Genomic DNA, 21,127 nt, shown 5'->3' on the forward strand with positions numbered 1-21,127 from the left:
ATTTAAATAAAATAAATTTTTTTGCTTGTAATTTTTGAAGTTATTAATTGATAAAAAAATATTTTGCTTCTCAAAAGTAATCTGACTATGCCATGATCTTAAAGAATCCTTCATCACTTTTAATTCCTTTTCACTCTGATAACCAAAACTTTTCCCAAAAGAAAAACTAAAAATTAGGACACATAAAATAAACTTTAATTTATTTAATGAATACATAGAATAATTATAAATGTTTTTCTCTTTTAATGACATTTTCTTACAAATAGAAACGCAAATATAAGAAGTAAAGATTGGAAATTACATTTTGTAAGAATTACTAAATTAAAGAAAGGGAAGTATTGTTAAAATATAAAAAATGAAATTAAAGGAAAAGAAAAAGTCTCATTTTAAAATGAGACTTTAAATATTTATTGTTGTAAAAGTTCATCTATTGTTTTACGAACTTTTGAAGTATTCCAATCTGCTGAACCTTTTTTATCAATTACAATATATCCCGCTTTATCTACCAGAAATGTTGCTGGAATTGAACTTGATTCAAATTCTTTAGGCGCTCTACTTAAACTTGAATAAATCGGTAAATCGTATCCTTTATTATTTAAAAATGATTTAATTTTTTCAGGATTTTCATTGGATACAAATACAAACTGTACTTTATCTTTATAGTCATTATATAGCTTCTGTAAACTTGGCATTTCTGCAATACATGGTGGACACCATGTTGCCCAAAAATTAACCAAAACTACCTTTTCTTTCGTTTGATTAAAATTTAAATTTTCCTCATTCACACCTTTTAAATTCCAATTATAAGTATCTAATTTTCTTCTTTCCCCCACAGATTCAACAGAAGGTGATGATGAAATTATTTGCAGAATTTTTGCTTTTGTTGAAGGAATTATCAATAATACAATAAACGCTATTAATATTATATCTGTGATGGAAAATTTCTTTTTGAATTTAAACATGCTTTTTCTTTTGTTTCAAATTTATAAACTTAATAGTCGTATAAATCTTTTGTTCTTGACAAATATAAAAAGGAGATTTTAGGAATTGTAAAAAAGAATAAGTTTTTGCTAAAGTTTAAGTTTTATTACTTTAAAATTCCTAAATAATTTATCCAAGGTCCAACTTCTTCTTTGTATTGTTTTGCCATTACTCTTGAAATTTGTGCAATATGCCCCAAATCATGAACTGCCCAAGTCGCAATCAATTCTTTTAATGTAACTTCTCTAAACTCTGGATGAATTCCTGTTAAATTTAAATCACTTTCCGAAATATTTAATGATTTTAATTCTTCCAAATTTTGTCTTCGCAATTTTGAAAACGTTTTTAATAATTGCGAAATTGGAATATTTTGATCTTCATTTAACTGAGCAAATCGATCAAAAGGTTCAAAAATTTTAGATTCGGATTTACTTAAAATTATTTTTATTCTAACAATCCAATCTGTTTTTTCTCCAAAAATTAAATGCCCAACAATGTCATATGGATTCCAAGTATTTTCACCTTCATTAATAAATAACCATTCGTCAGATAATTCAGTTAAATAGGTTTCTAGAATTGCTGGAGTTTTCTCTAAAATCTCGATAGATTTATTCAAATTAAATTGCATTTTCTTTAAGTTTTTGATTTGTCAAATATAAATTGAATTAATTTTCTGAATCTATTTCCATACTATAAATTCCTTTAGAAACCATTTGTTTATAATCAGGTAATTTTTTTTCATCCATCCAATTGTAAATTGCTTCTAAATGAGAATTAAGTTCTTTTTCAAAATTTTGTTTCTTTTTAAAATCATTTATTATGAAATGATATGCATTATTTGAATAATTCTCTTTTAAATAAATATGAAAAGAATCTGTATCTGTATTTGAAATTTGATTTTGTTCAAATTCATCAGAATACAATTTTTGAAATGTTTTTTCTGAACTTAAAAAATCGATTGATGCCTGAATTTGCCTTGGAATTATTCCTTTAATCTTAAAATTAATTCGATGAGATACTCTTAAATCATAATGATTAGTTCCTCCCAATATCGCTTTAAATTCATAGTTTTTAAATACCAATAATTTAAATTCTAGTTTTGAACTAAAATATCGAGAGTCATTTTTATAATGTAAAAAAAGAGGTTCATTCTCCTCTAATTTATAATTTCCAACTGTATAATTTTCTAGTTTTTTCCATAGTTTTTTTTAAAAAATCAAATTCCAAAAATAATATAATCTATAGAAGTTTGAATTTAATTAAGAGCGTTTTTTCTGTTTATTTTTTTAATGTTTAATGATTTATAATTTTAATTAAATAAAAATAATTCTTTCTTTGAAAGGTATAGGAAAACTCTTATTTTTGCTTCTCATTAAAACAACACAAAATGCCAAATATACAAGAGTTACAAGATTTCTCTTCACAAGTAAGAAGAGATATAGTTAGAATGGTGCATGCAGTACAATCTGGACATCCAGGAGGTTCTCTAGGATGTGTAGAGTTTTTCACAGTTTTATATAAAGAATTGATGGATTATTCTACGGATTTTGATATGGACGGGAAAAATGAAGATTTATTTTTCTTATCAAACGGACATATTTCTCCAGTTTATTACAGTGTGTTATCTAGAGTCGGATTTTTTCCTGTAAATGAATTAAATACTTTTAGAAAATTAGATTCTCGTTTACAAGGACATCCAACAACTCATGAAGGTTTACCTGGAATTAGAATTGCTTCTGGGTCTTTAGGGCAAGGAATGAGTGTTGCTGTTGGTGCTGCTGAAACTAAAAAATTAAATGGAGATTCTCATTTAGTATTTAGTTTACATGGAGATGGTGAGTTACAAGAAGGACAAATTTGGGAAGCTGCAATGTATGCTGCTGGAAAAAAAGTAGATAATCTTATTGCTACAGTAGATTATAACAAAAAACAAATTGATGGAGAAACAGATGATGTTCTTCCTTTAGGTGATTTAAGAGCTAAATTTGAAGCTTTTGGTTGGACAGTTGTTGAAATTCACAAAGGAAATGATATTGAAAGCTTAATTCAAGGAATGAATGAAGCTAAGTCATTAACAGGAAAAGGAAAACCAGTTTGTGTGTTAATGCACTCAGAAATGGGGAATGGAGTAGACTTTATGATGAACACACACGCTTGGCACGGAAAACCACCAAGTGATGAACAATTAGAAATCGCATTAGCTCAAAATCCTGAAACTTTAGGAGACTATTAAAACTTAATATTGAATCCCGCTTTAGAGCGGGATTTTTTTTTCCGATTTCTTAATTTTTTGTTAAAACAAGAAATGTAATCTTTTTGTTTTCGACAATAAATTAAAAACTTATTTAGCATAGACTTAAAATTAGTTTTACCCAAAAAAAGAATTTTTTAGTAACTTATTAAAGTGAATTGTCTCACTTTGTAATATGTTTTTTAAGAAACATATTTTTAATCTCAAATTATAGAATGAAAATAGGAATTGTATGTTATCCTACTTTTGGAGGAAGTGGTGTCGTAGCAACGGAATTAGGTATTGCATTAGCAGGAAAAGGTCATGAAGTTCATTTTATTACATATAATCAACCTGTTCGCTTAGGTTATATTTCTAAAAATATTTTCTTTCATGAAGTTTTTGTGAAAGAATATCCTTTATTTGAATTTCAACCATATGAATTGGCACTTTCTAGTAGAATTGCTGAGGTAATTGAAAATAATGATATTGAAATTTTACATGTTCATTATGCAATTCCACATGCATATGCAGCCTATATGGCAAAACAAATGTTGAAAGAAAAAGGAATCGATATTAAAGTAATTACTACACTTCACGGAACAGATATTACTTTAGTTGGAAGTCATCCAAATTATAAATCTTCTGTTGAATTTAGTATTAATAACTCAGATTATGTAACGACAGTTTCTAAAAGTTTAAAAAATGATACGTTACGTCTTTTTAATATTCGAAAAGAAATTGAAGTAATTTATAATTTCATCGATTTTAAAAAATATCCACAAATCGAACACGCAGAATGTAAAAGAATTAATCTTGCAAATGAATCGGAATTTATTTTAACACATATCAGTAATTTCCGACCTGTAAAACGTGTATTAGATGTAATCCGAATTTTTGCCAAAGTGCAAGAGAAAATTCCTTCCAAATTATTAATGGTCGGTGATGGTCCTTTAAGAGAACAAGCAAGAGAACTTTCAAATGAATTAGGAATCCGTGAAAAAGTGTTGTTTTTAGGAAATAGCAATGAAGTAAATAAACTTTTATGCTATACGGATTTGTTTTTACTTCCTTCTGAAACAGAAAGTTTTGGTCTTGCTGCTCTGGAAGCGATGGCTGCTGAAACTCCTGTGATTTCTACAAATACTGGTGGTTTACCTGAAGTAAATATTGAAGGTGTAACAGGATTTTTAAGTGATTTAGGTGATGTGGATGACATGGCGAAAAATGCAGTTTATTTGTTGGAAGATCCAGATAGATTGGAAAAATTTAAATTCAATGCTAAAAAACATGCAGCGAATTTTTCTTTGGAAGAAATTTTACCTCAATATGAGGATTTATATAAAAGAGCAAAAAAGTTTTTGATTAAATAAATTGAAAAATTTAAGAACTTTGAACTTTTTACAATTTTAATTTAGAGAATATGTCTTTAAAATTACTTGAAAATAAAAAAATCATTTTAGCTTCGAAATCGCCTAGACGTCAACAATTTTTTAAAGATTTAGGAATTGATTTTACGGTTAAAACAAAAGAAGTTGAAGAAATTTATCCTGAAGAATTAGAAGGAGAAGAAATCACTAATTATTTAGCAGAACTAAAAGCGCTTGCATTCGATGAAGAATTACAAGATGATGAGATATTGGTAACTTCTGACACAATTGTTTGGTTAAAAGGGAAAGCTCTTGGAAAACCAAAAGATAAAAAAGATGCTTTTATGATGCTTCAGAAACTTTCTGGAAGAAAACATAAAGTAATTACTTCTGTTTGTTTAAAATCGAAAAATAAAGTACTGACCTTTTCGGAAACAACTGTTGTTCATTTTGAAAAACTTTCTTCGGAAGAAATCGATTTTTATTTGGATACTTATAAACCTTATGACAAAGCTGGAAGTTATGGAATTCAAGATTGGATTGGTTTAATTGGTGTTAAAAAAATCAAAGGAAGTTATTTTAATGTTGTCGGTTTACCAGTTCATAGAGTTTACAGAGAATTATTAAATTTTTGATATAAAAAAACTGGATGAAAATCCAGTTTTTATTTTTTATAAGCATTTGCGATACAAAAATCTAGTATTTTTTCTTGTGGATTAAATAGTGAAATACTGTCCAATCCCATATTTTTGATTACTAAATCAATTTTTTCTTCTTGGTTTAAATTTTCCAAATTTTCTTGTTTTTGATAAAATTCACTTGCTTCTAAAATTGCATCTAATGGAATCAAACCAATTAATTCAGATCCATTTACTTCTGTACCAAATTTTAAAGCTTGTTTTTTAGTTTCTTCATAAACTTTCTGGATTGCAGTTTCTTTATAATCTGTGATATTATAAGAAACTTGAGCAAAATCATATTCATATATAAACCAACCTAAACCTTTTACAGATTTATATTTTCCAGGAACTTTTACTTTTTTTTCTCCTGATGTATCCCAATAACCACTTTCTCTGATTTGTTGTGAAATTTTATGTGCAATTGTTTTGTCTTTTGACTTTAAATTCACATTATAAGCAACTAAAATCTTTCTTGCTCCAATAACTGTTGCGCCACTTTTTCGAACAAAATCATTATAGTTTTTAGATCCAAAATCAGGAATCCATTTCGGATTATTTAATTTTTCTTCTAAACCTTCATATTGTCCAGCTCGATTGTTTGCTAAATTAGTTCTTACAGATTCTGTAGCGGAAAATTCATATAAATAAACAGGGATTTTAAGTTCAGAACCAACTTTTTCTGCTAATTGTTTTGCGTAAAAATCTATCTCTTCCAAAGAAATATTCTGAATAGGAACAAAAGGACAAACATCAACGGCTCCAAATCTAGGATGTGTTCCTTTTTGCTTTGACATATCTATTAATTCCACTGCTTTTTGATATAATTTAAATGCTGCTTCTACCATTTCTTTTGGAGGACCAACAAATGTAATTACTGTTCTATTTGCACCTTTTCCAATATCAACGCCAAGCAAACGAACATTTGGAAGTTCTGTTACCACATTTGCAATTTGATGAATTTTTATCGCATCAATTCCTTCGCTGATATTTGGAATACATTCTATTAGTTGTGTAGGTTTCATAAATTTTGTTTAAAACAAATGTATCACGAAAAATAAAAAATTAAAAGAGAATATTATTGAAACAATTTCTTGATAAAATTACTTACTTAATTTCTTGATTTTCTTTTTTAAATAATCACTTTTTTCAATTTCATATGCTTTTTGTGCAAATTCTAAAGCTTTCTTTTTATTCTCATTTCTTAAATAAAAATCAGACATTGAATCATAAACATTAGCACTATTTGGATAAAAATCAATCGCCAATTCCAAAAACATTTTTGCTTTTTCTGGTTGATTCATATCCATATACATATAACCAGACATATTCATTAAATCTTCAGGATAAGGCGCAACTTTATATCCAAAATGATTTAAAAGTTTTTGTTCACGATATTTAATGATAGAAAGTAATTCTTCTTTTGGTGTATCAAAAGAATTGAATCGATCTGTTTTTTCCATTTGAAACCAGCGAAACATCGAGATCATTCCATCAGAAATAGAAGGGTAGGCAACTGTTCCGTGTAAATCATTTGGATAAAATTTCCAATTAAAAGCAATGTGTTGGTTAATTTTACTTTGAAGAATATCTTTTAATTTCAGATTAGAGCGTGCAAAAATGGTAAAGTCAGAATCGTCTTGCATTACATTTTCAATTGTAATATTCGGATTTTGCATGTGTAATTGTCCACTTAAAGTTATAAAAAGCGATTTATTTTTATACTTAGAGTTTAGCATTTGCTTTTTAAAATCCTTAATTAATTTTTGATCATCCCAATCTAAACTCGGATCAATTGCTAAATAATTTGCAAAAAGTTCTGGTTTGTTTATTAAAGTATAAATCGTGAAAAGTCCACCATAAGAATGACCGATTAAAGTTCTATAATTTGTAACAGAATATTTTAATTCAATTTGTGGAATCAATTCTTCAGAGATAAATTTTAAAAAATTTTCAGCTTCTCCATTTTTTTCTTTAAAAGGCATTCCATATTTCTTTTTGATTTTTGAAGTTGTTAAATCACGCGTTCTATTTTTTTGATTTGAAATTCCTATTAAAATCATTTCAGGAATGAATCCTCCGCTATAAAATTCGTGAAAATTAGCAACGGTTGGTAGAAAAACTTCACCATCAATAATATAAGTAACAGGATATTTTTTAGTTTCCTTATAATTTCTAGGTAAATGAATAAAATAAGTTCTTTCTTCCTTTAGAATTTTTGAATGAATAGTTTCTTTAATTCCTGCTTTTACTAAAAAATCGTTTTGTTGTGCATTTACATTTGTAGAAGAAAATAGAATGCAAAAAAACGTAAAAATTAAAAATAATGATTGTTTCATGTTTTATTTGGTTATAATTTATAATTGATAAAGACCTAACCAAATTCATTCCAGATTTCATTTTTTTAGAAGAAGTTGTTTTAAGAAATAATTAATTTTCTGGTAAAATATTAATAAATGTTTAAATTTTGAACTTTAGTTTCTGTGAAACAGAAAAAATATTTCCTAAAATAAGCTGAAAAATTAATTGAATTTACGATAGAATTTCATGAAATAATCCTATTTTTGCTCTCCAATTTTTTTACAATTCTTATAATCCATAATCCAGCAAATGATTGGAAGTAGTTCAAAAGCATCAAAGCATATTTTCATTGGAAATCTACTGATAAAAGGTTTAAATTTTATTGGTTCCATTGCTTTAGCTAGATTATTAGCCAAAGAAGATTTTGGTTATTGGGTTCTGATTACGATTATTACAAGTTTCGTAACTTTAGTTTTTGATGTTGGATTTGAAACGTATTATTTAGTAAAAGTAAAATTAATTGGAGAAGATAAAATGGATGATAATGAGATTAATAGTTTAGAAAACACAATTTTTTTCTTAAAACTATTTATGAGTATCTTTCTTTTTGCCGCTCAATTTTCAGTTTCTTATCTTTTAGATGGGTTTTATTTCGATGCAGAAAATAGTCCAATTGATGAAATTATCCGAATACTTTCTTTTACTTATTTAATTGTTCCTTTTGGTGTAATAAATGAAATACGCTTTAAAAAAAGACAATTATATACACCTGTTGTAAAAAGTCAAATATTTAGCGAAGCGTCCAATTTAATTATAAAAATTGGTTTAGCTTTTATAGGGTTTGGAGTATTTAGTATTGCTTATGGAATGTTAGCAAAACGTATTGTAAAATCTATTTATTTAGTTTTTCAAGGAAAATTTATTCCACAATTTTCTAAAGTAAAAAAATCTTATTTCAAAGGGATTTTTGGATTTGCAAAATATACTTGGATAAGTGGGACAATTGGTTTTTTCTCTCAACAAATGGACAAATTATTTTTAGCAAAGACATTTTCTGTTTCACAGATTGGATCTTATAATTTTGCAAATGCCACAGCAAATATGCCATATAATTACTTTGTGATGCCTCAAGCTTCTTTAGTGTTGTCGTATATTTCTAATTTTCAAGATGATAAGGGTAAATTAAGTGAGAGTTTTACTAAAATTATAAGGTTAACCGTTTTGTTAATGTTACCAATTCTTTTTATTGGTTATTTCTATGTAGAATTGTTGATTCGTTTGATTTATGGTGAAAAATGGGTTTCATCTGCTTCTTTAATGCAGGTGTTTTTAATTTTAGTTGCAGTTCGAATGTTTGTTTTTCCATTTATGCCTGGTTTAACAGCAATTGGGAGAATCAAACAAAACACAATGATTGTTTTAGCTAGAACTATAACAGTTGGACTTTGTTTATTAATATTAACAGGTTTAGATTCTTTTTCTTTATTAAGTTTTGTCAAAATATATGTTGGAATAAATATTATTTTTGATTTTTTAAAAGCATTTATATCCAGTTATTATTTAAAGATTTCATTATTGAAAATTCTAAAAGATCTTTCTAAAAAAACAATTTATATAGCTTTATTATTGATTTTAATTGCGAATAAAAATATTGTAGAAGGAATCTTTTTTGAAATTATAATAATGTCAATTTTCATAGGAATTTATGCTTTTGTGATAAAAAAATATTTATTTAAAGATTTAAAGCAATTGTTATTGAAAAAATAAACCAAGAAATTAAAGAAACATGTTTAAAAAGATATTATACAAATATTGGTTGAAATACAAGAAATATCGATTTCGTAAAGAGAACAAAAAGTTAGGAACTTTTATCTCAAAGGAATCGAAAGGGTATCAAAATGTTTCTTTTGAAGGAAAAAACAGCATTCCTGAAAGATGTAATTTTTCTGGGAAAATTTCTATTGGTTATGGAACAACATTAGGATATAATAATATGTTAATGGGTGATGTTTCTATCGGAAAATATTGTCAAATAGGAGCAGATGTTGCTATTCATACAACTAATCATCCAATAAACTATTTATCCACTTACATTAATAAACAATTATTTAATGGAGAATTAAAAAAATTGAAAACAACAAATAAAGTTGTTGTTGGAAATGATGTTTGGATTGGACATAATGTAATTATTGTTGGAAATGTTACTATCGGAAATGGAGCTATTTTGGCTGCGGGTTCTGTTGTTACTAAAGATGTTCCCTCATATACAATTGTTACAGGAATTCCAGCAAAACCATTAAAAAAACGTTTTTCAGAGAAAATAATTTCTCAAATTGAAGCATTGGAATGGTGGAATAAAACAGAAAAAGAATTGGAAGAAATTAAACCTTTATTCTTTAAAAATTTAGATAAAATACAAGATTTATATCAATAATAATATGACGCTGATAATTGCAGAAATAGCACAAGCACACGATGGAAGTTTAGGATTATTACATTCTTATATCGATGCTTTGGCAAAAACAGGAGTGGATGCCATTAAATTTCAAACACATATTGCAGAAGCAGAAAGTAGTATTCATGAGCCTTTTCGTATAAAGTTTTCAAAACAAGATAAAACTCGTTATGAGTATTGGAGGCGAATGGAATTTTCTTTAGAACAATGGAAAGAAATTAAAGTACATTGTGATGAGGTTGGATTAGAGTTTATGAGTTCTCCTTTTAGCAATGCTGCGGTAGATTTGTTAGAGCAGGTTGGTGTAAAAAGATATAAAATTGGTTCTGGAGAAGTAAATAATTTTGTGTTACTAGAGAAAATTGCCAAAACTGGAAAACCAATTATTGTTTCTTCAGGAATGAGTTCTTTTGAAGAATTAGATAAAACAATTGCTTTTTTAAAGAATAGAAATGCAGATTTTTCAATTTTACAATGCACAACTTCTTATCCTACAAAACCTCAAGATTTTGGATTTAATGTTATTTCTGAATTAAAGGAAAGATATAATGTTCCTGTTGGTTTTTCTGATCATTCTGCAAAAATTGAAACAGGAATTACAGCTTGTGCTTTAGGAGCAGAAATTTTAGAATTTCATGTTGTTTTCCATAGAGAAATGTTTGGACCAGATGCTAAATCTTCTTTAACAATGGAAGAAACGAAGCAAATGGTAACTGCTATTAGAAATATAGAAATTGCTAAAAATAATCCAATAAATAAAGCAGATAATAGTAGATTCTCGGAATTAAAATCTATTTTTGAGAAATCTTTAGCAATAAATAAAAACTTACCAGCAGGTCATGTGATTTCTTTTGAAGATTTAGAAACTAAAAAACCAAAAGGTTTCGGAATTGAAGCTTCGAAATATGAAGAAATTATTGGTAAAGAAATAAAAAATGATATGCAAAAATGGGATTTTCTGAATTATGAAGATTTAGTTTAAAATTCTGTTTAAATAAATATTGATAGAAAGAATATGAAGAAAAAAATATGTGTTGTAGTAACTGCAAGACCTTCGTATAGTAGAATTAAATCTGCATTGGTTGCAATTAAAAATCATCCAAATTTAGAATTACAATTAGTTGTTGCTGGTTCTGCTTTATTAGGTAGATATGGAAACGCTGTAGATGTGATTCAGGCTGATGGATTTGAAATTACCGAAAAAGTTTTCATGGTTTTAGAAGGTGAAAATCCGACAGCAATGGCAAAAACAACAGGAATAGGCGTTATGGAACTTTCTAATGTGTTTTATAACTTAAAACCTGATGCTGTTGTGACAATTGCAGACAGATTCGAAACAATTGCAACTTCTATTGCGACAGCATATCAAAATATTCCTCTAATTCATATTCAAGGAGGAGAAGTTACTGGAAATATTGATGAAAAAGTTCGTCATGCTAATACAAAATTGGCGGATTTACATCTTGTAGCTTCTGAAGATGCTAGGGAAAGAGTGGTGAAAATGGGTGAAAATGAGGATATGGTAATTAATACAGGTTGTCCTTCGATGGATTTGGTAAAAGAAATCATGGATAATCCAATGTTAGATTATGATCCAATTGAAAAATATGGAGGAGTAGGAGAAGATTTTGATTGGAAATCTGGATATATTGTTGTTTTACAACATCCTGTAACTACCGAATTTGATAAAGCAAGAGAAGATGCTTTCAAAACTTTGGAAGCTGTTGAACAATTAGGAATTCCAACGTTTTGGTTTTGGCCAAATGTGGATGCAGGTTCTGATGGAACTTCAGGAGCAATCAGAAGTTTTAGAGAAACTGTAAAACCTAAAAATATCCGATTCTTTAAGAATATGGAGCCACATGATTTCTTACGATTATTAAAAAATAGTAATTGTTTGATTGGAAATTCAAGCGCAGGAATTCGCGAATGTGCTTTTCTTGGAGTTCCTGTAGTGAATATTGGTTCTAGACAAAATAGAAGACAACGAGGAGAAAATGTTTTGGATGTTAATTATAATGTAGAAGAAATTAAAGAAGCAATTTCAAAGCAAGCATCAATTAAAGAATATCCATCGAATCCTATTTATGGTGATGGACTTTCAGGAGAACGAATTGCAGAAGTTTTAGCAACAATAGATTTACATTTTCATAAAACAATTACTTATTAGATGAAAGTTTTAGGAATTATACCAGCAAGAGGAGGGTCTAAAGGTGTTTTAAGAAAAAATATCAGAGAAGTTGATGGAAAACCTTTGATTCATTATACAATTGATACAGCTTTAAAAAGTTCTAAAATTTCAAAACTTCTTGTTACAACAGATGATTTAGAAATTAAAGAAGTTTCTGAACAAGCTGGTTGTGAAGTACAATTACGTTCTAAAGAAAATGCTACAGATACTGCTAAGATAGAAGGAGTAATTGAAGAGGTTTTATCGAAATTAGATGAAAATTTTGACATTATTATTTTATTACAACCAACTGCTCCGATTCGTGAAACAGATGACATTGATAATGTTATAAAAATGTTTTCTGAAAATCAAATAATTGAAAGTGTGGTTTCTGTGATTGAATTAGATGATATTCATCCTGCAAGAATGTATACACTTGGTGAAAAAGCAGAAATGATTTCTTTAAATCCTGAATTAGAAAAGAAAAGAAGACAAGAATTACCAAAAGTTTACCTTAGAAATGGAAGTATTTATGCTGTAAGAACAGATATTTTCAAAAAAGAAGGAAAAGTAATTACTGCTAATAAAAAAGCATATATAATGCCTGAATCAAAATGGGCAAATGTTGATACAGAAAGAGATTTAATTATAACAGAAGCTTTAATTAAACTTTGGAAAAAAGGAGAATTATAATATGAATTTAATTGCAAAAATTTCTGGAATTGAGAAGCTGGCTGTGGATGTTGAAAATAGATTAGCGCAAGTTTCTTCAATAGAATACGTTACATTAGAATCAGATAAAGATGTAAAAGAAGCATTACAAAATTGTGATATTTTTTGGTTTCGCTTAAACCATAAACTAATAAGAGAAATTTTAGAAACAGCAAGTTGTAAATATATTTTATGTGCTGTTACAGGTTTAGATCATATAGATTTAAAAGCTTGTAAAGAATTTGGAATTACTGTGATTAGTTTGAAAAATGAATTCGAATTTTTAAAAGAAGTTAGAGCAACAGCTGAACATACTTGGGGGTTACTTCTGACTTTAATTCGAAAAACGGATAAAGCAATTACACATGTAGAAAATGGACTTTGGAACAGAACACTTTTTCAAGGTTCAGAATTGTATAAAAAGAAAATAGGAATTCTTGGTTTAGGAAGATTAGGAGAAATTGTAGCAGGCTATGCGCATGCTTTTGGAATGCAAGTTTTTTATTTTGATACAGAAGAAAAGCAAACTTCAAAACATTTTAAAAAATGTGATACTGTAAAAGAAATGTTACAAGAAGTAGATATTTTATCGATTCATTTGCCTTTCAATGAAGAAAATCATGAAATTATTGATGCTTCCTATTTTGAAACCATGAAAAAAGGAATGTTAATCGTTAATACATCAAGAGGAGGATTAATCCAAGAAGAAGATTTGGTAAATGCGATGCAAAATAATATTGTTTCAGGTTATGCTTCAGATGTTTTGTTTGGAGAGCCAGAAATAATAACAAACCCTATTTTTCAATATGCTAAAAAGCATAAAAATATCATATTAACTCCTCATATTGGTGGAAATACGTATGAATCTATTGAGAAAACAGAGGAGTTTATATTAGAAAAATTTTTAAAATTTCTTAATTAATGAAAGTTTGTATAGTAATTCCTGATGGAGTTGGGATAAGAAATTATTTATATTCAGATTTATTAAAAAAATTAATTGAAAATAATTCTGAAATATTCATTTGGCATACTTTATCAAATTCTGCCATAGAAGAAATTAAAAAAGTACATTCAGATGACCAGATTATTTTTGAAAGAATGCCCGTATTTAGAGAAACAAAATCGCAGGTTTTCATTCGAGAATTAATTTCTTATTCAAGATTACTTTATAATTCGAAATTACAAAAAAACGAAACGATTCTTAATAATTGGAAACCAAGAAAGCAAGGTATCAAAAAATATCTTTTTGGTTTAATTGAATTATATGGAAAGAAAATTTCTAAGAATTATCAAGATATTGTAAAATTAGAATCTTATTATGAAAAACTGGTTCTAAGAGAAATTCCAGAAATTTATAGTGAATATTTAAAGAAAAATGAGATTGATGTTGTTTTTTGTACCCATCAAAGAGCGATTCAAGCGATTCCGATTATGACAGAAGCAAAAAGAATGGGAATTCGCACAGTTGGAGCAATTTTTTCTTGGGATAATATGCCAAAAGCTAGACTTTCTGTGAGAACAGATGAATATGTTGTTTGGTCTTCTTTAATGAAAGAAGAAATGAAAACATATTATCCAGAAATATCTTTAGATAAAGTAACAATTACAGGAACACCACAATTTGAATTTTATAATAAAGAAGAATTATATAGTTCTAAAGAAGCATTTTTCACAAAGCATAATTTAGATGTAAACCGAAAAGTAATCTGCTATTCTGGAGATGATAAAAAAACTTCTCCTTTTGATCCTATTTATTTAGAACATTTAGCAAAAGAAATAGAAAATTTTCCTAAAGAATCTCAGCCTCAAATTCTTTTTAGAAGATGTCCTGTAGATCTTTCGGATAGATTCGATAAGGTTTTAGAAGATTATAAGCACATTATAAAAGTTGGAAATCCAGAATGGGCATTAGAAGGAACTAAAATAGGTTGGGATTTAGTGTATCCGAAATATTCTGATATCATAGAATTGATGAATGTTGTAAAGCATTGTGATACAGTGATGAATGTTGGTTCTACAATGGCGCACGATTTTTCAATTCATAATAAACCTGCAATTTACATTAATTATGATGTAGAAAAAGAAAGTGGTTGGTCTGTAGATACGATTTATAAATTTCAGCATTTTAGAAGTATGCCAGATAAGAATGCAGTTCATTGGTTAAATGATAAGTCTGAAATTAAAACTGTTGTAGAAAAAGCTTTACATTCTAAAGAAAAGCTTTCAAATAAAAAATGGTTTGATTGTATTGTGAATGAAAAAAACAATGCTTGTGATAATTTGGTTAATGTAATTTTAAAAAAATAGAGAAATGCACATTTGTTTTATCACCAATGAATATCCAAAGAAAAATGTTCCACATGGTGGAGTAGGTTCTTTTTTAAAAACATTAGCAAGTAAATTAGTTTCTCAAAATTTTGAAGTTACTGTTTTAGGATTAAATAATATACCAAAACGAGAAGAGGAAAATGAAAATGGTATTACAATTATTCGTTTACCAAAAAGTAAAATTCCGAAAGGAAGTTTTCTTCAAAATACGTATAGAATAAATAAAGAAATTGAGAAAATTCATAAAAATAAGCCAATATCTGTTATAGAAACGGCAGAATTAGGTTTGGCTTTTTTAAAGAAAATCACTGGAATAAAATATATTATTCGAATGCATGGAGGACATCATTTTTTCGCAAAATATGAAAAGAGACCTCTGAATAAATGGAAAGTTTTTCAAGAAAAAAAATCTTTTTCCAAAGCAGATGAATTAGTTGCTGTAAGTGATTTTGTTGGAAAAGAAACACTAGAATTGTTAGAGCAAAAAGATAGAAAGTATACTGTTGTTTACAATCCAATTTCTACACAAAGATTTTCAAATGTAGAAGTGAAAAATACGATTTCTCATAAAATTCTTTATGTTGGTTCTTTGGTGGAGAAAAAAGGGGTTCGACAACTAATACACGCAATTCCTTATTTAAAAGATACATATCCAAATATTGTAGTTGATTTAGTTGGACCTGATGTGAAAATTAAAGAAACAGGAGAAAGTTATAAAGCGTTATTAGAAAAGGAAGTGAAAAATTTACAAATTGAAAAATATGTAAATTTTGTAGGTGTTGTTCCAAATACAACTATTCCTGAAGTTATCAGCGCACATGATATTTGTGTGTATCCTTCACATATGGAAGCAATGCCTTTAGCATGGTTAGAAGTATTAGCATCTAAAAAACCATTTTTAGGTTCAAATATTGGACCGGCAAAAGAATGTATAAAAGATGGTGAAACTGCTTTGCTTTGCAATCCGCATTCTCCAGAAGATATTGCATTAAAAATAGCATCTGTTTTTGAAAATTATGAAGCTGCTTTAAAGCGTGCAGAGAAATCAAAAATATTTATTTCAAATACATTTGAAACAGAGAAAATAGTTGAAGATAATGTTAGATTTTTTAAATCAATAATAAAATAATTAAAGAAATGAACATTTCTGACAAAATAAAATACACGAATAAATATCCGCATTTTTCGAAATTATTAATGCTCTATAATTTTTTAGGTAATTCAAAGAAATTATCTTTTTTAGATTTAAAAGATTTTATTGGAAAATATAAAGAAATCACGATGTTTGCTTCTGGACCTTCTTTAAATTTATGCAAGCCAAATAGCGAAACTTTATATTTAACAACAAATTCTTCTTATTTATATTTAGAAGGAAAATATGATTTTGTTCATGTAATTAAAGATTTAGGTTATCTAAGAAAATTTTTACTTTTTGGTTTAAAATATAATCCGAAACTTGTAATTATAGAAATCCCAACACATTCTGGTGGAAAAGGTTTTGGTGCGATGACAATAAATTATATTAAAAAATATTTACAAAGAAGAAAATTTTCTTTTCCAATTGTAATTACAAATAATGAAAATTTAGTAGAAACAAATAAAGTCAATTATTATAGTGAAAGACTTGATTTCGTTTCTAAAAATATTGAAACTCCAAATCCAGATTCTAATAGTGGATTGATGTTGTATGGTTATGGAATTTGGTTGACTTCTAAGTTTGATAATCTTCAAAACTTCAATATCTACGGATTAGATGCAGGAGAAGGAGGAAAGCAATATTTCGATGGTTCTAAAACATTACCACGACATGTTGCAATGCGAGATGAAAATAAAATTAAAATGAAAAAGTTTATAGAAGCTTGTCAACAAGAGCTTTCTTACATAAATAATTTTTCTTACTTCATAAATAACACAAATAAATGAAAATATTAGATTGTACATTTAGAGATGGAGGTTATTATACTAACTGGGACTTTAATGAAAATATTCAGAAAATATATTTTGAATCGATAAATAAATTACCAATTGACATTATTGAAGTTGGTTATAGAAATATTATACATGAAGGGTACCAAGGAGAATATTTTTATACGCCGATTAACACTTTAGCGCAAATAAAAGAAAATACGAATAAAGAAATTGCAATTTTAATTGATCAAAAAAGTGTGGAGAAAAAAGACTTAGATTATCTTCTTTCTTCATGTATTCAATATATAGATTTAGTAAGAATTGCAGTTAAACCTGAAAATGTTTTTGATGCGCTAGATTTAGCAAAAGAAATTAAAAAATACGATTTAAAAGTTGCTTTTAATGTTATGTATTTATCTGAATGGGATAAATATGAAGAAATTGATTTGGTTTTACCACAACTTTCTGGACAGGTTGATTATTTTTATTTAGTAGATTCTTTTGGAAGTGTTTTTCCTGATTTTGTAAGAGAAAAAATCCAATATGTTAAATCGAAAACAGATGTTGAAGTTGGTTTTCATGGACATAATAATATAGAATTAGCTTTAGTTAATTCTTTAACAGCAATGGAAGCAGGTGCAACTTTGATAGATTCTACTATTACAGGAATGGGAAGAGGAGCTGGAAACTTAAAAACAGAATTATTACTTTCGGTTTTAAATAAAACACAGAAAATTCCTGTTGATTTTGATGCTTTAAGTGAAGTAACAAGTGCTTTTAGTAATTTAAAAGAAGAATATAATTGGGGAACTTCATTACCATATATGGTTTCTGGAATTCGTTCTTTACCACAGAAAAATGTTATGGAATGGGTTTCCAAAAAATTCTATTCTTTAAATAGTGTTGTCAGAGCTTTAAATGAAGATGATTCTTCAAATACTTATAAAACTTTTACACCAAAAAAAGAATATAAAAAAGCATTAATTATAGGAGGAGGAAAAACAGCAATTAATCATAGTAGTGCTATTTTAGAACTTTTGGAAGCAGAAAAAGATATTTGTGTAATTCATGCATCTTCAAAAAATGCAAATGTTTATTCAAATACTTCTGCTGATCAATATTTTTGTTTAGTTGGAAACGAAGGTTTACGAATTAAAAAAGTATTTAAATCTTTAGATAATTTTAATGGTCAATGTATTTTACCTCCAACTCCAAGAGTTATGGGAACGTATGTGCCTGAGAAAATTTCAGATGTAACCTATGAATTAGAGCAAATTGAATTCACAAAAATCGTAAAAGATTCTCATTTGGCAATTGCAATGCAACTATCTATTGAATTAGAAGTTGATGAGGTTTTATTTACAGGTTTTGATGGTTATGCTGACGGAAAAATTGTACAAAAAGATCAAGAATTATTTGAAGAAAATATCAAATTATTTAAAGATTTTTCTAAAAAAGGAATAACATATCATGCAATTACACCAACATTGTATAATTCAATTCCAACAAATTCTGTGTATAAATTATTGTAATTCATGAAAACTGTAGTTGTAATTCCGGCTCGTTTAAAATCTACAAGATTTCCTAAAAAACCCTTGATTGATATTTTAGGAAAATCAATGATTCAAAGAGTCTATGAAAAATGTTTAGAAGTAATTCCAAAAGAACTGGTTTATGTCGCAACGGACGCAACAGAAATTTCAGAACATTGTGAATCTTTAGGTTTTAATGTTGTGTTAACTAGTGAAGATTGTTTGACAGGAACTGATAGAATTGCTGAATTTGCAAAAGTTGTTGAAGCAGATTATTATATTAATGTACAAGGTGATGAACCAGTGATTAATTCACAAGACATTAAAAAAGTATATGATTTAATCAGTGAATATAATGGAGAAATTATTAATGGTTATTGTGAAATTGATCATGAAGAAGACTTTCAAAGTGTCGGTTTACCAAAAGTAGTTTTTAGAGAAGATAAACGTTTACTTTATATGTCTAGAGCTCCTATTCCTTTTAATAAAACAAAAGAATTTATTAAAGGTTTTCGTCAAGTTTGTATTTATGCTTTTCCTAAAAAAGCTTTAGAAAATTTTACACAAACAAATGGAAAAACGCTTTTTGAAAATATTGAAGATATTGAAATTTTACGTTTTCTAGAGTTAGGATATGATATTCGAATGGTGGAATTATCTAAAGATTCTGTTCCTGTGGATTATCCTGAAGACCTTGAAAAAGTACTAAAAATTCTAAAAAATGATTAAGAATAAAAAAATAATAATTTGGGATTTTGATGGTGTTATCATGTTCTCAAATGAGGTAAGAGATAATGGTTTTGTGGATGTTTTAAAAGATTTTCCAAAAGAACAAGTTGATGCTCTTTTAGATTTTCATCAAGTAAATGGTGGATTATCAAGATATGTGAAATTTCGATATTTTTTCGAAGAAATCAGAAATGAAAGTATTACGGAAGAAGAAGTAAATAATTGGGCAAAAAGATTTTCAGAAATAATGCTTCAAAATTTAATAAAAGAAGAATTATTGAATAAAGAAGTTGTTGATTTTATTAAAAATAATCACGAAGAAATTACAATGTATATTGCTTCTGGTTCTGATCAAAAAGAATTAAATCATATCTGTGAATCCTTAAATATTAATCATTATTTTGAAAAAATATATGGATCACCGATTGCTAAAATAGAAAATGTAGCAACAATTTTAAAAGCAAATACTGATATTGAAAATTCGCATTTTGCTTTAATTGGAGATTCCATCAATGATTATGAAGCAGCAACTGCTAATGAAATTTCTTTCTATGGATATAATAATAAAAACTTAGAAGAGTTAGGGAATTATATTAATTCATTTGAGTAGTGAAATTTACAATCATCACACATGCAGTTCATAAAAAAAAGGAAAATGAATGGTTTTCCTATGCTCCTTATGTGAGAGAAATGCAAATTTGGGAAAAATATACGGAGGAATTACAAGTAGTTGCTCCAGTTTCAATTGATGAAATCCATTCAAATGAATTGGCGTATCGTCATGAAAGATTAGATTTTATTAAGATTAAAGAATTTAATATAACTTCTCTAAAAAATTTAGTAAAATCACTATTTGTAATTCCATCTATTTTAATTCAAATTTATAAATCGATGAAATGGGCAGATCATATTCATTTACGTTGTCCTGGAAATATTGGTTTATTAGGTTGTTTTGTGCAAATTTTATTTCCTTCCAAACCAAAAACAGCAAAATATGCTGGAAATTGGGATCCAGAATCAAAACAACCATTTACTTATAAGATTCAAAAATGGATTTTATCAAATACGTTTTTGACAAAAAATATGAAAGTTTTGGTTTATGGTGAATGGGAAAATCAAACGAAAAATATTTTACCATTTTTTACTGCAACTTATCATAAATCTGAAATTGAAGAAATTAACCCTAAAACATTAAATGAAACCGTTAATTTAATGTTTGTTGGAGCATTAAGTCCAGGAAAGCAACCGATTTTAAGTGTGAAAGCAGCACATGAGCTTTTGAAAAAAGGATATGATGTAGTTTTAAATATGTATGGGGAAGGAGTTGAACGAAAAAAGTTGGAAAGATATATTTTAGAAAATAATTTACAAGAGAAAATCGTTTTACATGGAAATGTGTCAAGTGAAATTGTAAAAAAAGCTTTTCAAAAATCACATTTTTTAATTTTCATTTCTAAATCTGAAGGTTGGCCAAAAGTAGTTGCGGAAGCTATGTTTTGGAAATGTGTTCCAATTACAACGAAAGTTTCTTGTGTTCCTTTTATGTTAGGAAATGGCTCTAGAGGAAGTATCGTTTCGGATTCATTGAAATCTATTGTCGAAACAGTTTCATCCTATTTTTCTAATAAAAATAAATATACAGAACATTCTGAAAATGGTGCAAATTGGTCGCAAAATTATACTTTAGAAAAATTTGAGACAGAAATCAGTAAAATATTATAATTTAAACTATTTT

General features: G+C 27.5%; 21 protein-coding genes. 16 read left to right on the forward strand and 5 right to left on the reverse strand.

The window, feature by feature from the left end; all coding sequences use genetic code 11:
• Nucleotides 1-407 precede the first annotated feature (407 nt).
• From I1A51_RS07640 to I1A51_RS07650, 3 genes are all read right to left on the reverse strand, one after another.
• Nucleotides 408-962 carry a TlpA family protein disulfide reductase gene (locus I1A51_RS07640; RefSeq protein ID WP_196892688.1) on the reverse strand — a complete coding sequence of 185 codons (555 nt, stop codon included), beginning with the start codon at nucleotides 960-962 and terminating at the stop codon, nucleotides 408-410.
• A 125-nt stretch (nucleotides 963-1,087) separates the two neighbouring features.
• Nucleotides 1,088-1,609 (reverse strand): DinB family protein, encoded by a 522-nt coding sequence (locus tag I1A51_RS07645; RefSeq protein ID WP_196892689.1) that lies wholly within the window; start codon nucleotides 1,607-1,609, stop codon nucleotides 1,088-1,090.
• Nucleotides 1,610-1,646: 37 nt separating this feature from the next.
• Nucleotides 1,647-2,063 (reverse strand): hypothetical protein, encoded by a 417-nt coding sequence (locus tag I1A51_RS07650; RefSeq protein WP_196892690.1) that lies wholly within the window; start codon nucleotides 2,061-2,063, stop codon nucleotides 1,647-1,649.
• Nucleotides 2,064-2,368: 305 nt separating this feature from the next.
• On the opposite strand from I1A51_RS07650, the gene I1A51_RS07655 reads away from it, so the two are divergent.
• The 3 genes from I1A51_RS07655 (at nucleotide 2,369) to I1A51_RS07665 (ending at nucleotide 5,216) form a co-directional block, all read left to right on the forward strand.
• Nucleotides 2,369-3,214, forward strand: a complete 846-nt coding sequence (locus I1A51_RS07655) for a transketolase (protein WP_196892691.1) — start codon at nucleotides 2,369-2,371, stop codon at nucleotides 3,212-3,214.
• Between the two features lie 233 nt (nucleotides 3,215-3,447).
• The gene (gene bshA, locus I1A51_RS07660; RefSeq protein WP_196892692.1) at nucleotides 3,448-4,584 is read left to right on the forward strand and encodes an N-acetyl-alpha-D-glucosaminyl L-malate synthase BshA; all 1,137 of its coding nucleotides are present in this window, start codon (nucleotides 3,448-3,450) and stop codon (nucleotides 4,582-4,584) included.
• A gap of 50 nt (nucleotides 4,585-4,634) precedes the next feature.
• Nucleotides 4,635-5,216 (forward strand): Maf-like protein, encoded by a 582-nt coding sequence (locus I1A51_RS07665; RefSeq protein ID WP_196892693.1) that lies wholly within the window; start codon nucleotides 4,635-4,637, stop codon nucleotides 5,214-5,216.
• A gap of 29 nt (nucleotides 5,217-5,245) precedes the next feature.
• Here I1A51_RS07665 and ftcD read toward each other — a convergent pair whose 3' ends face one another.
• A complete protein-coding gene (ftcD, locus tag I1A51_RS07670) occupies nucleotides 5,246-6,283 on the reverse strand; it encodes a glutamate formimidoyltransferase (protein WP_196892695.1) in 1,038 nt (345 codons plus the stop codon).
• Nucleotides 6,284-6,361: 78 nt separating this feature from the next.
• Nucleotides 6,362-7,597, reverse strand: coding sequence for an alpha/beta hydrolase-fold protein (locus tag I1A51_RS07675; RefSeq protein ID WP_196892697.1), 1,236 nt, complete (start codon nucleotides 7,595-7,597; stop codon nucleotides 6,362-6,364).
• Nucleotides 7,598-7,868: 271 nt separating this feature from the next.
• Here I1A51_RS07675 and I1A51_RS07680 point away from each other — a divergent pair, with 271 nt between their 5' ends.
• The 13 genes from I1A51_RS07680 to I1A51_RS07740 are packed head-to-tail and all read left to right on the forward strand — an operon-like array spanning nucleotide 7,869 to nucleotide 21,114.
• On the forward strand, nucleotides 7,869-9,326 hold the full coding sequence (locus tag I1A51_RS07680; protein WP_196892699.1) for an oligosaccharide flippase family protein: 1,458 nt from the start codon (nucleotides 7,869-7,871) through the stop codon (nucleotides 9,324-9,326).
• Nucleotides 9,327-9,345: 19 nt separating this feature from the next.
• Nucleotides 9,346-9,993: a CatB-related O-acetyltransferase gene (locus I1A51_RS07685; RefSeq protein WP_231373989.1), complete on the forward strand. Its 648-nt coding sequence runs from the start codon at nucleotides 9,346-9,348 to the stop codon at nucleotides 9,991-9,993.
• A 4-nt stretch (nucleotides 9,994-9,997) separates the two neighbouring features.
• The gene (locus tag I1A51_RS07690) at nucleotides 9,998-10,996 is read left to right on the forward strand and encodes an N-acetylneuraminate synthase family protein (protein WP_196892700.1); all 999 of its coding nucleotides are present in this window, start codon (nucleotides 9,998-10,000) and stop codon (nucleotides 10,994-10,996) included.
• Nucleotides 10,997-11,029: 33 nt separating this feature from the next.
• Nucleotides 11,030-12,184, forward strand: coding sequence for a UDP-N-acetylglucosamine 2-epimerase (gene neuC / locus I1A51_RS07695; protein ID WP_196892702.1), 1,155 nt, complete (start codon nucleotides 11,030-11,032; stop codon nucleotides 12,182-12,184).
• Entirely contained in the window at nucleotides 12,185-12,877 is a 693-nt protein-coding gene (locus I1A51_RS07700; protein ID WP_196892704.1) for an acylneuraminate cytidylyltransferase family protein, read from the forward strand.
• A gap of 1 nt (nucleotide 12,878) precedes the next feature.
• Entirely contained in the window at nucleotides 12,879-13,817 is a 939-nt protein-coding gene (locus I1A51_RS07705) for an NAD(P)-dependent oxidoreductase (RefSeq protein WP_196892706.1), read from the forward strand.
• A complete protein-coding gene (locus I1A51_RS07710; protein ID WP_196892708.1) occupies nucleotides 13,817-15,202 on the forward strand; it encodes a hypothetical protein in 1,386 nt (461 codons plus the stop codon). The genes I1A51_RS07705 and I1A51_RS07710 overlap by 1 nt, the downstream gene beginning before the upstream one ends.
• A 4-nt stretch (nucleotides 15,203-15,206) precedes the next feature.
• Nucleotides 15,207-16,352 (forward strand): glycosyltransferase family 4 protein, encoded by a 1,146-nt coding sequence (locus I1A51_RS07715; RefSeq protein WP_196892710.1) that lies wholly within the window; start codon nucleotides 15,207-15,209, stop codon nucleotides 16,350-16,352.
• An 8-nt stretch (nucleotides 16,353-16,360) separates the two neighbouring features.
• Entirely contained in the window at nucleotides 16,361-17,146 is a 786-nt protein-coding gene (locus I1A51_RS07720; RefSeq protein WP_196892711.1) for a hypothetical protein, read from the forward strand.
• Complete coding sequence (locus I1A51_RS07725) at nucleotides 17,143-18,663, forward strand: beta/alpha barrel domain-containing protein (protein WP_196892713.1); 1,521 nt, start codon at nucleotides 17,143-17,145, stop codon at nucleotides 18,661-18,663. The genes I1A51_RS07720 and I1A51_RS07725 overlap by 4 nt, the downstream gene beginning before the upstream one ends.
• Nucleotides 18,664-18,666: 3 nt before the next feature.
• Nucleotides 18,667-19,392 (forward strand): 3-deoxy-manno-octulosonate cytidylyltransferase, encoded by a 726-nt coding sequence (locus I1A51_RS07730; protein WP_196892715.1) that lies wholly within the window; start codon nucleotides 18,667-18,669, stop codon nucleotides 19,390-19,392.
• The gene (locus I1A51_RS07735) at nucleotides 19,385-20,002 is read left to right on the forward strand and encodes an HAD family hydrolase (protein ID WP_196892717.1); all 618 of its coding nucleotides are present in this window, start codon (nucleotides 19,385-19,387) and stop codon (nucleotides 20,000-20,002) included. Before I1A51_RS07730 ends, I1A51_RS07735 begins: the two co-directional genes overlap by 8 nt.
• Nucleotides 20,002-21,114, forward strand: a complete 1,113-nt coding sequence (locus I1A51_RS07740) for a glycosyltransferase (protein ID WP_196892719.1) — start codon at nucleotides 20,002-20,004, stop codon at nucleotides 21,112-21,114. Before I1A51_RS07735 ends, I1A51_RS07740 begins: the two co-directional genes overlap by 1 nt.
• Nucleotides 21,115-21,127 lie beyond the last annotated feature (13 nt).

Source organism: Aureivirga marina, from assembly GCF_015767265.1.
Classification (GTDB): Bacteria; Bacteroidota; Bacteroidia; order Flavobacteriales; family Flavobacteriaceae; genus Aureivirga; species Aureivirga marina.